The sequence below is a fragment of the Streptomyces sp. NPDC007901 genome (genome assembly GCF_042959465.1).
GTDB lineage: Bacteria > Actinomycetota > Actinomycetes > Streptomycetales > Streptomycetaceae > Streptomyces.
This window is the reverse complement of record NZ_JBIBKW010000001.1, coordinates 318,100-331,955: the sequence shown is the minus strand read 5'-3', so window position 1 is coordinate 331,955 and position 13,856 is coordinate 318,100. Positions and strand designations below refer to the sequence as shown.

The following is a 13,856-nucleotide window of genomic DNA, read 5'->3' as shown; positions in this document are numbered from 1 at the left end:
GCTCCCGATACAGGTTTCGGCCGGTGTATGACGGATGACGGCTCGTGTGCCGTCGTCACTCCAGATCGGACGGCCTTGCGGAAAGGCGCAGTTCGCCGTTCGGCATGAAGTCGATTGCGATGGCATCCAGTCGAGAACCGACATCCGGGAACTCGTCCGCAGCGAGATGCCTTCCATCACTCAGCATCACGAAGTCGATAAAAGCGGCTAGACCGGTATCCGGCTCGACGATCTTCACGTCGATGCCGAAGCGCCCCCTGCGAGCCGTGACCACGCAGCGCACTCTTTGGAACTGCACAAGTCCACAGCGCAGCCACAGCTCCCGGTTGCTCATCCCGCCACCACTCTAGAAGTTGACACCATGTTCCCAAGGAACCCACTCCGTCTTCGAATGGTCGATGAAGGAATTAAAGTCCTCAATATCCTCAACGTCGATAATCCATTGAAGGCCGCCATCCTTGTCATGGAATCGCCTATATGCGCTCGGGTGAAACTCGTCGAGGAAACCCGGCTTCATCGTGAAGACGTGATAGCCATCCTCGTATACTCCTTGCCCCGCGTACTGCCGGACTACGGACTCCGAGTCGCCCAGATAGGCAAAGCTGTTTCCGTTGGCATCCACATCCGTGTGATTCGCCGGATTCAGGCCTCGTGCCTCCGATGCCCGATTCCCCTTCTGAGGTGAACGATAGAGCTTTACGGGCTCTTCGTCGGCTCCCGTTGGACAGTTGTGGACCAGGACAGGCGTCTGGCCGGCCAGACATAGGAGCGGCGGGCGACCAGGTCGGCCGGCACCGGCGTCGACGTCCTCTCCCTCGCCACCGCGGCGGCGAGTGCCGACGGCTCCGACGCCGAATACGCGGCGAGCGGCTGGTCCGGCACCGACGTGCCCCGCTTCTTCGCCGTCCCGGACGTCAACGCCGACGGGATCCCCGACCTGTACGCCCACACGAGCAGCGGCAGCGTGCGCCTCTACTTCGGTGGCAGGACGGCGATCGGCAGCTACAACACAGTGATCGGAACCTGGACCGGCAAGCTGGCCTTCGGCTGAGCCCGGTAGCCGGCGCCTGCAACCGCCGGCTCTCCAGCGGCCCCAGATACGTCGACGTCAGCCCGCCCGTGTCGAGCACCAGCCGCTGCGGCACCACCGTGGGGTCCACCGACCAGAACTTCAGGCGGTGGACCCCGGACGACGCGAGGGTGTGGCGAGTCGCCGTCCGGTTGACGTTGTCGGAGGTGTTCCGGGCCCACACCGCGTTGAGCAGGCCGTCGTCCGCGCCCGCGGTGATGTCGACCCGCTGGGGTTCGGCGTCGTCGAAGGACAGGGCGCAGTGGAGGCCCGCGCCCGTCGGCAGCGCCGGGTTCCGCGGGCCGTGGATGCCGTAGGCGTGCGCCTGGTGGAGCTGGTCCCAGACGGTGCGGAGGCTGGCGGTGTCGACCCGTTTGCAGTTGCGGCCGGCGCCCACGTGGTCGAAGTGGTGGTAGAGGCCTTACCCGCCGCCGCGCGGCTCCCGCGGGGACGGGTACTTGCGGATGTTGCCCCACGAGACGTACGCGCCGAGGCCGGCCGCCCGCCGTGCGCCGTCGCCCCCGGCCCCCGCGACGCCCGACGACAGCACGGGCGCGGCGGCCAGCCCCGCACCCAGGACGGTCCTACGACGCGCGGACATGCCTCACCCCTCCACCCTGATTTGCTCAGCGGCATGACAAACGGTGGAGCGAGGGCCCCCTGGTGGGAAGCGGTGATGTCAGATCGGTCCAGTAGCCTCCGGCCATGACGACCCGCACGACGCCGCCCCGCCCCCTGGACATCACCGCGGTCTTCCCCGAACTGGCCCCGCTCGCCCGCGCCGCCGTACGCCTGCATCCCCGTGCCGGTGCGCCCACCGCGGCCGACAGTTCCGTCGGCGGGCCCCTGCTGTGGCCGGCCGGGGAGCCGTGGCCGACCTGTCCGGAGCATGCGGGTCCCTGGCAGCGCGGTGTGGCACCGGACGATGTCCACGTCGGCCGGCGTGTCCTGCGCGAGGCCTGGGCCCGGCCGCGTGCCGAGGGCGCCGGCCTGTTGACCGAGGAGGAGCGCGCGCTGGTCGACCGGGGGACCAAGCCGTGCCGGACCGCCCTGGACGGGCCGGTGCCGCTGGTGCCGGTCGCGCAGATACGTGCCGCCGACGTGCCGGCGCTGCCCCGGCCCGAGGGCACCGATCTGCTCCAGGTGCTGTGGTGCGCCTTCGACCATCCCGAAGACGACTACGCGCCGAGGGTCGAGCTGCGCTGGCGCAGGGCCGCCGATGTCCTGACCCCGCTCGCCGCTCCCCCGCGGCCCGCCGTCATCGGCAGCGACGACTATCTGCCCGAGCCGTGTGTACTGCACCCCGAGACCGTCACCGAGTACCCGGCCCCGCACGAGCTGCCGGAGGAGTTGGCGGACCGGATCCACGAGTGGGAGGAGGGCACCGAGGGCGAGGTGCCGAAGGTCTGCTATCAGTACGGCCTGGCCGTCGCCCCGGGATGGAAGCTCGGGGGCCACGCGCCCTGGAGTTTCTCCGACCCGTTCCCCATGGCCTGCGCCGAGTGCGGCGCCGGGGTGCGGCCCCTGCTCACGATCGACGGCACCGAGTGGGACGGCGGCAGCGGCAGTTGGGCGCCGGTGGAGGACGCGGGCTACACCGGCTACCACTCCCTCGGACCGGCGCTGGCCACGGGGATCACCATCGGGCGCAGCTACAGCCTCCAGGTGTACGTGTGCGAGGCGTCGTACGACCACCCGCCCGTGCAGAACATGCAGTGAGCCCTGCCGAAGCAGCGAAGGGGCCCGTACGACCGAAGTCGTACGGGCCCCTTCAGACCTGCCGGGTCAGCCCTTGCGGGCCGAGATCACTTGTTGATCTTGGTGACCTGGCCGGCGCCGACCGTGCGGCCAGCGCGGACCCTGACTCTTCGCCGGCACCCGGCCGGGGAAGTCCCCGCTCTCATTCACTCCCGGCTGTCGGTGAACGTCCGGTCCCATGGGGTACAACCTCAGGCTCTGGCAAGCCGGCGTCTCCGCGGAGTTCCCGGGCTCCCGTGGTCCGTCACCGGAGCAGCCCCCTGGCCCAGTGAACCAGCACCAGAGCGACGAAGCGAAGATTCCCCACCGTGTACCGCAGGAACATCCGGCGCGGCTCCTGGACCATCCGGTGAAACCACTCCAGGCCGGAGCGGCGCATCCATCGAGGCGCCCTGCTGCGCACTCCCGCGACCACGTCGAAGGACCCGCCGACGCCCACCACCAGGGGGCAGCCCAGGGCCTTCAGACGCTGGGCGAGGAAGTACTCCTTGCGCGGGCTCGGCACAGCGAGGAAGAGAAGGTCCGGCCCCGCCGCGCGGACCCCGGCCACCACCTCCTGCTCCTGCGTCTCGTCCCAGTAGCCGTCCCGGTACCCCACGACCTCAACGCCCTGGGCGACGGCGATCCGTGCCGTCTCCTCGACCACCTGACGTTCGGCTCCCAGCAGGTAGACGCGGTAGCCGTGGCGTGCGGCGCTGTGCCACATCGCCTGCATGAAGTCGATTCCGGCGACCCGTTCCGGGACGGGCCGACGCAGGATCCGGCTCGCCCAGACGACGGACTGCCCGTCCGCGTTGACGAGTGAGCACGAGCGGATGATCCGTGCCAGTTCCGCGTCCCTGTGCGCCTGGACGACCTTGGCCGCGTTCAGTACGACGTGCTGGTGCGGGCCGCCGTCCTCGATCAGGGCCTCCGCGAAGGCCACCGACTCCGCGAGAGTGAGCGGATGGACGGGCAGCCCGCACACGGTCACGGGTCGGCCGGGACAGGCGGCCCCCGGCGCCGGGATCTCGTGCGGCGGTGCGGTCGCCTCCGCTGCGTGTCTCCGCCGCGTCACGGGTGCCACCCCAGCTCCCCGTTCCGCCAGAACCGTGCGAACGCCTCCTCGACCCGCTCGGGCCGGTAGAGCGGCCGCAGCGCCTCCCATGCCTTCTGCTGGCGGCGGCGGATCTCCTCCAGGTCGTGGCAGCAGCCGGTGAGGAACCCGGCCACCGAGTCCACCGTCGCCTCCACCACGTCCACGCACCCGTGGCCGAGGAGCTCGGCACACCCGGGGGACGGGGTGACCGCGACGGCGCAGCCCGCCTGGAGCCCCTCGAGGAGGACGAAGGGAAGTCCCTCGACCCACCGGGCCGGGAGGACGGCCACGTCGGTTTCCGCCCAGAACGAGGAGACCTGCTCCGGGCGGAGCACGCCGAGATCCTCGTCCACGACCGCCGTGTGGGAGGGCGGTACGTCATGACGCATCCCGGCGACGCGGAACTCCAGCCGGACACCCCGGCTCTTCAGCCGGGCGACTGCCGCGCACAGCAGGTCGAACCCCTTGGCCCTGCTCATCGTGCCGAGCCAGCCGACGCGCAGGACACGGGGCGGGCCGGGCCGTCGCGACGGCGAGAGGTCCCTCGGCGGCGCCGGATTGCGGACCACCGTGACCGACGCCGTGCGGCAGCTGCCGACCCTCAGCTCCTCCGCGACCTCCTCGCTCAGGACGATCCAGTGGGCCCCCGCCAGCACGATCCGCAGCGCGCGGCTCTTGGCCAACCGGGCCGGCAACTGTGCGCCGTGCAGATGCACCACACGGGCGCTGCCGACCGCCCTCGCGCACACCACTACGAACAGATCGCGCAGGAGGGGCAGCCCCCACTGGGAGATCGGCAGGTACAGGGCATCGGGCCGGCAGAGGACCAGCAGGCGCAGGCACCGCTGGAGGGCTGCCGCCGTGGCGTGGGTCTTCGCCGCCCAGGACGCCTCGAACCGGTCCGATCCGCCGCGATCCGCCGAGAGACACACGACGCCGGGCACCCGGCAGTGTTTCTCGATCAGGGGCGTGAAGAACTGCGCGGCGCGCCCCATGCCGCCGAGACAGGCCCCGTGCCGCAGCACGAGGACGGACGGGAGAGCGGCCTGGCCCGGCCGTCCGGGGCCGGGCGGCCGTAAGCGTAGCCGTGAACGTCTCGACAAGGTCGGAAACATTCCCTCTTCCTTCCGTCTCCCGCTTCCGGAGTTCCGAAGCCTTCGCGATCAATCGACGCTTCACGGAGAGGATAAACCTGCGTTCCCGCACAAGCGTGATAGAAGATTTTCGCGAGACTTCCGATAGAAAGCGATGTGAGGATGATCGGCCAAACTGAGCTGTTGTTCTTCTCTGTATTGGCCGTAGTCTGCTCCGCGGTCACCATCCTCCTCGCGCTGTGCTTTCGAGGATCCGCCCGGCTCTTGTGGGGAGCCTGTCTGGTGCCGCTCTTCCTGCTGGGCAGAGCCTATGCGACCGTGGGGTTTCCCCCGGTCTACCTGATGGACCTGCTCGCCGTGCTCGCCTTGCTCGTGACAGCCGGAGCGTGGGGTCCACGTCTGGTCTCGGAGCCGCGTCTGCGGGGATTTCGCATGGTCGCGTTCTTGCTCGCGGCGTTTACCGCCCAGGCGGTGTACCGGGGGGTCGCCGCGGGATATCCCGATCCACTCAAGGGGGTGATCCTCGGCGTTTATCCGATGTTCGGACTATGTGCCACGACCTGGCTGCTGACGCGCCCCGAAAGGGAACTCACCCGTTGCCGGTGGGTCCTTTACATGCCGGCTCTCGGGGCGCTTGTGAGTATGGCGACAGGGCTTCCGACGATTGTCGCGGCCACCGGCCTCTACCTCGCGATCGCCGGTGCCTTCGCCGTTTCCCTGCACCGTCGGGGAGACAGCCGGTTGCTTTTCTGGACGGTGGCGGGAACCGGAGTGATCACCGCCCTGGCCAGCAAGCGGGGTCCCTTTCTGGCCGTCGTCGCCGCCATGGTGGCGACGGCCGTCGCCGATCGGGCCGGTCGGCGGTCCGCCTCCCGCCGGTCGGCCCTCTCCTGGGGCATCGCCACCACGGCGGTGGCCGCCGTGGTGGCGTTCACCCTGTCCGGGCACCGCCTGGTCGAAGCCCCCGTGGTCGGCGGCCTCACCACCCGAGCGGCGTCGGGCTGGCAGACGAGCGGCAGCGAAGCGGCCAACAACGTGGGCATCAGGTTCGCGCTGTGGGAGGAAGCGCTCGGAGAATCGCTGGAACACCCCCTGATCGGCGCCGGAACGGGACACCCGCTTGAGCTGGTGTTCGAGGGGCGGCCCCGTCACGAACCCAAGGCCGGACCGCACAACTCCTTCGTCGGCTACCTCTACTACCTCGGCTGGCCGGCGGGTCTGGGCTTCATCCTGCTCACTGCCGCGACCCTGCGCCGGACCTGGCGTGCCCGGCACCATCGGTTCGCCGCCTGCTGGTTCGGGGCGACCGTCGGCGTCTGTGTCATCGCCTTCACCAACGTCACCTTCGAGACCACCTACATGGGACTCCCGTCCTGGCTGGTCCTCTCCTGCGCCTACGGCCTCGTGGGCGTGCCCCGAGGTGATGAGGGAGAGACCGGGCCGGCGACGAGGGCAGCGGCCGCCTCACCGCTCAGCGGCGTCTCGTCCCGAGCGGCGGAACCGGCCGGAGCACGGCCCGCACCGCTGCCGCACCGACGGCGCGCCTTCCCGCCCGACATCTCCCCGGCGCCGTACAAACACACCGCAGCGTTCCCTAGCCGCCACTGAGCGGCACGGCCGTCACCGATGGCTCCCGTGTGCCGAGACAGTCCAACCCTCGGGGTGTGCCCGTGAACCAGTTCCACCATCCGCAGCCACGAGGATGCGAGCCCGGTTCGGGCGGGCCGAGGCGCAGCGCCCGGTGGCGGAGGATCTTCGCGGTCGGCGCCACCACGACGGGCGCACGAGGCATTTCCCTCATGGTCAACCTGCTGGTGCTTCCGTTCGTCGTCCATTCCCTGGACAAGGGGGAGTTCGGGCTGTGGCTGAACCTCACCAGCACCTTCACCATGCTGTCCGCACTCGACTTCGGCGTCGGACTCGCGGTGATGGGACAGGTGTCCGACGCTCGTGGACGCGATGACGCGGGAGCGGTGCGACGGGTCGTGACGACGGCCCTCGTCCTGCTGGGCGGTGCGGCTGTCGTCCTGCTGGTGCTCTCCGGCCTTCTCGCGCTCACGCTGGACTGGCGGTATCTCCTGGGCGCGGGACCCGGGGTGCCTGCCTCGGAGGTGGGCCTGCTGGTGTTCGCGGTGGGAGTGACAGCCGCGATCAGCCTCCCCCTGTCGATCGCCGACCGCCTGTCCTACGCCCTTCAGCGTGGCCATGTGGCGGCACTGTCGAACTCACTCGGCCTCCTCGCGCAGGCGGCGGGGCTGCTGGGCGTGGCGGCCTTCGCGCCGGATCTCCGCTGGTTCCTGGCCGTGTATCTCGCGACGTACCCGCTCGCCGGCGTCACCCTGGCGCTCCTCCTGGCGCGGTCGGTGCGCGCGTTGCGGCCCCGGCTCCGTGACGTCGACCGGCCGACCTGCGTCCGGCTCGGCCGCGAAGGCGCGCAGCTCTTCCTTCTGACGGTGATGGGACTCGTGTCCTTCAAGTCGGACGCCCTCGTCGTCGGACACTTTCTGGGCGCGGACCGAGTGGCGGAGTACGTACTGCCGTTCACCCTGTACGCCCTGGTGCCCACGGTCGCCGGAGCGTTTCTCACGCCGTTGTGGGCCAGCTACCGGGAGGCCTGGGCACACGGCGACCAGGCCTGGGTGCGCACCGCGTACCTGCGGTCGGTGGGGCTGCTGACCGTGACCGGTGCGGTCGCAGCAGGTGTGCTGGTCCCGATCACCCCATGGCTGCTGCGTCTGTGGATCGGTGCCGGTGCGGCCGTTCCGTCCGCCGGACTGCTGGCGGCACTGGGAAGCTATGTCGTCGTCATGTGCGCGACCACCGCGGTCGCCGTGTTCCTCAACGGTGCGGGCGAGTTGAGGCCGCAGATCGTCGTCGGGGCCGTCATGACCGTGGTGAACGTGGTGGGGTCGATCTGGTCCGTGCGCCGTCTCGGTCTGTCGGGACCGCTGTGGTCGACGGTCGTCGCCCAGACTCTGGTGGTCCTCGTGCCTTCTCTGCTGATCGCGCGTCGACGGCTGGCGCGTCCCCGGACCGCCGCCGGGAAGGTGCTGCGGACCGCCGGCTGAGCCGCCGTCGGCCGATGGCGGACGACCGCCACGACGAAGGCCGTTGTGAAGGGCCCGTCCGAACGGGATGCGGTTGAGCGCCTTGACCCGGTGAACCCGGCTGCTCCAAACGGGCGAAGCTCCGCGGCCGTGAAATTCCGCCCTACTCGTCGAAGCGTGCATCGTTCGGCCTCCTTGATACGGTTCCCAAGTGCTGAAAAACGCCGTTCTGGGCCTCACCCAAAGGGCCGTCAGTCGAGGAGTCCAGGCCAGGATCGATGAACTGCGCTTCTCGGTGGGAGCCATGGAGAGCCGGCTGGCGGCCCTGCTGCCGGAACCGCGGCGGCTTCGGGACGCCGAGTTCAAGGTGTTCTCGCAGGGGGGCGAGGACGGCATCCTGCAGTTCCTGGTGTCTCAGCTCGCCCCGCCCGACGTGTTCATCGAGGTCGGGGTCGGTGACTACTCGGAGGCCAATACTCGTTTCCTGGCGATGAAGGACAACTGGCGCGGTGCGATCTTCAACGGCGGCACAGCTCACGTCGAATTCCTTCGGCGCAGCGGGATGGCATGGCAGTGGAGCATCGAGCCGGTATCGGCGTTCGTCACCGCGGAAAACATCGACGAGTTGATCGTGAAAACCGGCATCCGAGGCGATGTCGGCATTCTCTCGATCGACATCGACGGGGTCGACTACTGGGTGTGGCGGGCCGTCCGGGCCGTTTCGCCGTGGATCGTCGTGGTCGAGTACAACAGTGTCTTCGGAGCCGAGAAAGCCGTGACCGTTCCCTACCGTCCCGATTTCATGGCGTCGAGGGCGCACCACACCGGCCTGTACTTCGGCGCCTCTCTCGGGGCCCTCCACCATCTCGGGACCGAGCTGGGATACCGCCTCGTCGGTGTCGGCAGCAACGGCGTCAACGCGTTCTTCGTGCGTGCGGACGTCGCCGGCGGCCTGTGGAGCCTGACGCCCGAAGCCGGCTTCGTCCGTTCCCGTCTCCGGACCGCCCGCGGCCTGAGCGGTGAGCCGACGTACACGGGGGACGACCACGCGCAGTCGCTGCGTTCGATGCGCGATCTCGGCGTGCACGTGGTGGACGAGAACAGGGACGTGTCGATCGCCGAGACGTTCGGGGTCTGATCAGGCGGACGCGGCGGTCGCGCCGTCGAAGAAGACCCGCTCCGCCGCACTGGCCTCCTCGAAGAGACCGGCATCGTCGGCGTGGAAGGCCGCGACGTCGTAGTACGAGCCCTGCCCGTGGGTCCGCGGCCCGCGGGACAGCGTGTAACGGCCGAGGTCCTGCCACAGGTGGGGCTCGGTGAGCCGCGTCACGAGCAGGAGTTCCCCGGTGTTGGCGTAGACGAGCGCTCCTTGATAGCCGGCCTCGGCGAGCGCCGTGATCGCGCGGTACGGGTTGTCGTCACCCGCCTTGGCGGCCCAGAGGGGCGCGAACTCGAAGAAGACGACAGGACGCGCGCGGGCGAGCAGTTCCGCGTTGGCGACGATGATGCGGGGGTCCGCTCCGTCCGTGTCGATCTTCACGAAACCCGGTGACGAGAAGCGCGGATGCGAACTCAGGATGTCCGTCAGCGACCGGAAGGGACGCGTCGGGGCCACATCCGAGCCCGAAGGGACCAGCGCCGCCGTGCCCGCCTGCCGCAGGACGGCGTGAGAGCGACCGATGTCCTCGCGGGACGTCGCGACGTACGCTTCCTCGATCTCGATGTCGTCCAGGTGCCGCAGGTTACGGCGGAGAAAGCGGAGAAAGAGCCCGTCTCCCTCCACGCAGAGGACCGGGGCGGTGACGGCTCCGCGCATGAGTACCGCCGTGTCGCCGATGTTCGCGCCGATGTCCACCATCGTGAAGTCCTGACGGTCCTTCGCGGCCAGGGCGGTCAGGCGGGCCAGATTCTGCGAATAGTGCGGCCACCCGGAGAGGATGACGGGCAGGTCGTGGGACAGTGGCATCACGAGTTCCCGGCCCGCCACCCGGCAGGTGATGTACGGGTCGCCGTGTGCTGCCCAGAAACGACGGGTGCGCTGCGCCGAAGCTCTGATGACCCGCCCGGTGGAGCCGCCGTACGTCATTGTCGCCCAGGACAGCAGAGCCTGAGCAATTCTATTCGGCGTCATTTCCCTGGAGGCCGTGGCAGAATCAGTCACTCGGGCAACATAGCAGAGCCATGTTTCCCGTGTTATTTTGACGCGCTGCTTTCCGCGGGGCGCAGCAGGAAAGGGAGCTTCATGAATGTGCCCCATCCTCGGCTGACGCCTCGTGCGACGGGCCACCAGCAGTTCTCCCAGAAGCGCGCTTTCGGGCCGAGATAGCGGCGCATGACGCGTCGGACCTCGTCGTACGGCTGGGGATTGGTCACCGTCAGCGACGTGGGATGGACGCGGAAGCGTCCGAGCACGCGCGGCAGGTAGGCCATCCGTCCGCATCGCCGCAGACGAAGGTGGAGGTCGAAGTCCATCGTGTAGCGCAGGGCGGGATCCAGCACGCCCACGTCCCGCACGGCCGTGCGCCGGTAGAGGGACCCCGGCTGGCCCACCCAGTTCTGGCCGTACCGGAAGAACCAGGAGGCGAACGTGCCGGGGCGCAGGGTGTACAGCGTTCCCCCGGCGGAGTCGATCACCTCCAGGCGCCCGTACACCATCGCGGCGTCGGGCCTGCGGTCGAGTTCCTCGCAGGCCGCGGCCAGGCTTCCCTCGGTGAGCAGGTCGTCGTCGCCGAGCCAGGCCAGATAGTCCGTGGTGGCTCCCAGCCAGCCCTGGTTGACGGCGTTGCTGAGCCCTCGCCGGCTCTCGGCCAGGAACCGGCAGCCGTGCCGCCGCGCCGCCGCGCGCAGCACGGGAGCCGCTCGCTCCGGGCCGACGACCACGACGTCCACGGGTTCCCATTGGCGCCGGATGGAAGTCAGGCATTCCTCCAGGTATTCGGGGCGCTCGCCGTTGGTCGGCACCACCATCCGCACCCGCGGGGAAGTACAGAAGTCCACTGCGCAGCCTCCGGTTTCCTTCGTCGTGCCGTGCGGCCGTACTCAAGTGCTACACCGAGGGCGCGACGACATGCCGCCGCCGTGCGGAGGGAACAGGTGAGTTCACCCTCGGTGCGGCGCGCTGGGCAGACGATGCGTGTTCTTCGGTCCATTCTGTGGGGTGCCTTCCGGAGATTTCCGCGGACTTCCTCGGGACCGGTCCCCGTCCGCGGCACGCCTTTCGTTCCCCGGCACTTCGAGGAAAGGAATCCTCCCGGTGTTCTCCACCGTCTGCGTCGTCGGCCTCGGCTACATCGGCCTGCCCACCGCCGCCGCCCTCGCCACCAACGGGATCGACGTCGTCGGTGTCGACGTCAACCCGGTCACCGTCGACCTCGTCAACGCGGGCCGTACCCCCTTCGTCGAGCCGGACCTGGCCATGGCGGTGAGCGAGGCCATGGCCATGGGCCGACTGCGGGCGACCACGGTGCCCGAGGCCGCCGACGCGTTCGTCATCGCCGTGCCCACCCCGCTCCAGGACGACCGCACCGCGGACCTGTCGTACGTGCGGGCCGCCGCCGCCTCGGTGGCCGAGGTGCTCAAGACGGGCGACCTCGTCGTCCTGGAGTCCACCTCGCCGCCCGGCACCACCGTCGAGTTGTGCCGGTGGCTCAGCAGACACCGGCCCGACCTGACGTTCCCGCATCAGGCGGCGGACGCCCCCGACGTGCGGGTCGCCCACTGCCCGGAGCGAGTCCTGCCCGGCCGGACCATGATCGAGATCGTGACCAACGACCGGGTCGTCGGGGGCGTCGGAGCGGGCTGCGCCGAGCGGGCGCGGACGCTGTACGAGGTGTTCGCCAAGGGAGAGTGCCTGCTCACCGACGCCACGACGGCGGAGATGGCCAAGCTCAGCGAGAACGCCTTCCGGGACGTCAACATCGCCTTCGCCAACGAGCTTTCCGTGATCTGCGAGCAACTCGGCATCGACGCCGCGGACGTCATCGACCTGGCCAACCGGCACCCCCGCGTCGACATCCTGCGGCCAGGGCCGGGCGTCGGCGGGCACTGCATCGCCGTGGATCCCTGGTTCATCGTCTCCGCCGCGCCCCGGCAGGCCCGGCTCGTCCGCCTCGCCCGCGAGGTCAACGACGAGCGGCCCGATCACGTGCTCGCCGAGGTGGTCAGTACGGCCGGACGGTTCAAGGACCCGGTGATCGCCTGCCTCGGCCTGGCCTTCAAGGCGAACATCGACGACTTGCGGGAGAGCCCCGCCCTGCGCATCACCACACGGCTGGCCGAGCTGCGGGTCGGCCGGCTGCTGGTGGCGGAGCCGCACATCCGTGAGCTGCCCGGGTCACTGGCATGCACGGGTGTGGCCGAACTGGTCGACGTCACCACCGCCGTGCGGGACGCGGACATCGTCGTCCTGCTCGTGGACCACGACGCCTTCCGAGACGTCAAGCGGACCGCGCTGCGCGGCAAGGCTGTGTTCGACACCCGTGGTCTGTGGCGCTGACCCGCCACCGCCGCCCGTGAACTCCGCCGGGCGGCCGCACACCCCCATCCAGTGGCCGATCGCCCGTACGGTCCGGTCCGCGGCGCGCCCGTCGCCATAGGGGTTGACGGCCTTCGCCATCGCGGCGTACGCCTCCCGTTCGTGCAGGAGGCGCCGCACCTCCTTCACGATGCGTTCCCGGTCGGTGCCCACCAGCCGGGACGCGCCCGCCCTCAGGGCCTCGGGACGTTCTGTGGTGTCCCGCATGACCAGCACCGGCTTGCCCAGGCCCGGCCCCTCCTCCTGGAGGCCGCCGCTGTCGGTCAGGATCAGGTGCGAGCGGTCCAGCAGCCGGGCGAAGGCGCCGTACTCGAGCGGCTCCGTCAGCCGGACGTTCCGCACCCCCGACAGCTGGGGCAGGATCGCCGCCCGTACCACCGGGTTGGGGTGCAGCGGCAGCACGATGAGGAGGTCGGGCTCGGTACGGGCGAGGTCGGCGAGGGCGCCGCCGATGCGCTCCATGCCGCTGCCCCACGACTCACGGCGGTGAGCCGTCACCAGCAGGACCCGGCGGGCTGTGTCGTCGAGGTCGGCCAGCGCCGGGTCGCCGTAGTGCGCCCTGCGCCCGACCGCCCAGCGCAGGGCGTCGATGACCGTGTTCCCGGTGACCAGGACGGACGGCGGGGGGACACCGTCCCGCAGGAGGTTGTCACGGGCGTGCGGTGTGGGCGCCAGGTGCAGCGAGGCCAACTGGGTGGCGAGCCGGCGGTTGATCTCCTCGGGGAAGGGCGCGTACCGGTCGTCGGTGCGCAGGCCTGCCTCCAGGTGGACCACGGGGATACGGCTGTAGAAGGCGGCGAGGGCCCCGACGAACGCGGTCGTGGTGTCGCCCTGGACCAGCACCGCGTCCGGGCGTTCCCGCCGCAGCAGGGGGCACAGTCCCTCGAGGGCGCGCACGGTGATGTCGGCGAGGGACTGGCCCTGGGTGAGGATGTCCAGGTCGTGGTCGGTGCGGATGCCGAACAACGCGTGTACCTGGTCGAGCAGCCCGCGGTGCTGGGCGGTCACCGTCACCGTCGGCCGGAACATCCGGGATCGCCCGAGCTCCTCGATGACCGGGGCCAGTTTGATGGCCTCCGGCCTTGTCCCGTAGACGACCATCAGTCGCTTCACCCGAGTCTCCTTCCGAGCGGCGCCGGACCGCACCCCGGGCGGACCACACCGGTGGCCGTGGTGTCCGCGGAGCGGACGAGGCGCTCCGCGGGCACCAGTGAATGGGTGTTCCGCGACGATTCCGGGTCATGCCGTCGGCGCGTTCACCCCCGCGTATGGAGAT

13 protein-coding genes and 2 pseudogenes are annotated in these 13,856 nt (G+C 69.9%); 6 read left to right on the top strand and 9 right to left on the bottom strand.

What is annotated here, in order from left to right; translation table 11 throughout:
- Window positions 1–55 precede the first annotated feature (55 nt).
- Complete coding sequence (locus tag ACFZDK_RS01680) at window positions 56–334, bottom strand: hypothetical protein (protein WP_390968737.1); 279 nt, start codon at window positions 332–334, stop codon at window positions 56–58.
- A gap of 12 nt (window positions 335–346) precedes the next feature.
- Window positions 347–949, bottom strand: a complete 603-nt coding sequence (locus tag ACFZDK_RS01675) for a hypothetical protein (protein ID WP_390968734.1) — start codon at window positions 947–949, stop codon at window positions 347–349.
- Between ACFZDK_RS01675 and ACFZDK_RS01670 the strand changes: the two genes are divergently transcribed.
- On the top strand, window positions 887–1,051 hold the full coding sequence (locus ACFZDK_RS01670) for a hypothetical protein (protein ID WP_390970121.1): 165 nt from the start codon (window positions 887–889) through the stop codon (window positions 1,049–1,051). The genes ACFZDK_RS01675 and ACFZDK_RS01670 overlap by 63 nt on opposite strands.
- A gap of 19 nt (window positions 1,052–1,070) precedes the next feature.
- On the opposite strand, the pseudogene ACFZDK_RS01665 reads toward ACFZDK_RS01670, so the two are convergent.
- Window positions 1,071–1,418 (bottom strand): annotated as a pseudogene (locus ACFZDK_RS01665) (glycosyl hydrolase); the annotation flags it as partial.
- A 72-nt stretch (window positions 1,419–1,490) separates the two neighbouring features.
- Window positions 1,491–1,670, bottom strand: coding sequence for a hypothetical protein (locus ACFZDK_RS01660; RefSeq protein ID WP_390968732.1), 180 nt, complete (start codon window positions 1,668–1,670; stop codon window positions 1,491–1,493).
- A gap of 104 nt (window positions 1,671–1,774) precedes the next feature.
- Here ACFZDK_RS01660 and ACFZDK_RS01655 point away from each other — a divergent pair, with 104 nt between their 5' ends.
- A complete protein-coding gene (locus ACFZDK_RS01655; RefSeq protein WP_390968730.1) occupies window positions 1,775–2,788 on the top strand; it encodes a hypothetical protein in 1,014 nt (337 codons plus the stop codon).
- A 283-nt stretch (window positions 2,789–3,071) separates the two neighbouring features.
- Here the strand turns inward: ACFZDK_RS01655 and ACFZDK_RS01650 are convergent, their stop codons facing one another.
- The gene (locus tag ACFZDK_RS01650; RefSeq protein ID WP_390968728.1) at window positions 3,072–3,884 is read right to left on the bottom strand and encodes a WecB/TagA/CpsF family glycosyltransferase; all 813 of its coding nucleotides are present in this window, start codon (window positions 3,882–3,884) and stop codon (window positions 3,072–3,074) included.
- On the bottom strand, window positions 3,881–4,930 hold the full coding sequence (locus ACFZDK_RS01645; RefSeq protein WP_390968726.1) for a glycosyltransferase: 1,050 nt from the start codon (window positions 4,928–4,930) through the stop codon (window positions 3,881–3,883). Before ACFZDK_RS01645 ends, ACFZDK_RS01650 begins: the two co-directional genes overlap by 4 nt.
- A gap of 231 nt (window positions 4,931–5,161) precedes the next feature.
- Here ACFZDK_RS01645 and ACFZDK_RS01640 point away from each other — a divergent pair, with 231 nt between their 5' ends.
- The 3 genes from ACFZDK_RS01640 to ACFZDK_RS01630 all read left to right on the top strand — a co-directional run bounded on the left by ACFZDK_RS01640 (window position 5,162) and on the right by ACFZDK_RS01630 (window position 9,184).
- Window positions 5,162–6,607 carry an O-antigen ligase family protein gene (locus ACFZDK_RS01640; RefSeq protein WP_390970042.1) on the top strand — a complete coding sequence of 482 codons (1,446 nt, stop codon included), beginning with the start codon at window positions 5,162–5,164 and terminating at the stop codon, window positions 6,605–6,607.
- 29 nt (window positions 6,608–6,636) lie between these two features.
- A complete protein-coding gene (locus ACFZDK_RS01635; protein ID WP_390968724.1) occupies window positions 6,637–8,067 on the top strand; it encodes an oligosaccharide flippase family protein in 1,431 nt (476 codons plus the stop codon).
- Between the two features lie 190 nt (window positions 8,068–8,257).
- Complete coding sequence (locus ACFZDK_RS01630) at window positions 8,258–9,184, top strand: hypothetical protein (RefSeq protein WP_390968722.1); 927 nt, start codon at window positions 8,258–8,260, stop codon at window positions 9,182–9,184.
- Here ACFZDK_RS01630 and ACFZDK_RS01625 read toward each other — a convergent pair whose 3' ends face one another.
- Both ACFZDK_RS01625 and ACFZDK_RS01620 read right to left on the bottom strand, forming a co-directional pair.
- Window positions 9,185–10,177, bottom strand: coding sequence for an FkbM family methyltransferase (locus ACFZDK_RS01625; RefSeq protein WP_390968720.1), 993 nt, complete (start codon window positions 10,175–10,177; stop codon window positions 9,185–9,187). It abuts the gene before it with no gap.
- A 62-nt stretch (window positions 10,178–10,239) separates the two neighbouring features.
- The gene (locus ACFZDK_RS01620) at window positions 10,240–11,043 is read right to left on the bottom strand and encodes a glycosyltransferase (protein WP_390968718.1); all 804 of its coding nucleotides are present in this window, start codon (window positions 11,041–11,043) and stop codon (window positions 10,240–10,242) included.
- 136 nt (window positions 11,044–11,179) lie between these two features.
- Between ACFZDK_RS01620 and wecC the strand changes: the two are divergent.
- Window positions 11,180–12,478 (top strand): annotated as a pseudogene (gene wecC / locus ACFZDK_RS01615) (UDP-N-acetyl-D-mannosamine dehydrogenase); the annotation flags it as partial.
- Here the strand turns inward: wecC and wecB are convergent.
- Window positions 12,380–13,693, bottom strand: a complete 1,314-nt coding sequence (gene wecB, locus ACFZDK_RS01610) for a non-hydrolyzing UDP-N-acetylglucosamine 2-epimerase (protein ID WP_390968716.1) — start codon at window positions 13,691–13,693, stop codon at window positions 12,380–12,382. The pseudogene wecC and the gene wecB overlap by 99 nt on opposite strands.
- Window positions 13,694–13,856 lie beyond the last annotated feature (163 nt).

Excerpts from the sequence above, each read along its gene's own strand:
- ACFZDK_RS01680 (WP_390968737.1), bottom strand. The coding sequence starts at position 334 with ATGAGCAACCGGGAGCTGTGGCTGCGCTGTGGACTTGTGCAGTTCCAA.
- ACFZDK_RS01660 (WP_390968732.1), bottom strand. The coding sequence starts at position 1,670 with ATGTCCGCGCGTCGTAGGACCGTCCTGGGTGCGGGGCTGGCCGCCGCG.
- ACFZDK_RS01655 (WP_390968730.1), top strand. The coding sequence starts at position 1,775 with ATGACGACCCGCACGACGCCGCCCCGCCCCCTGGACATCACCGCGGTC.
- ACFZDK_RS01640 (WP_390970042.1), top strand. The coding sequence starts at position 5,162 with ATGATCGGCCAAACTGAGCTGTTGTTCTTCTCTGTATTGGCCGTAGTC.
- ACFZDK_RS01625 (WP_390968720.1), bottom strand. The coding sequence starts at position 10,177 with ATGACGCCGAATAGAATTGCTCAGGCTCTGCTGTCCTGGGCGACAATG.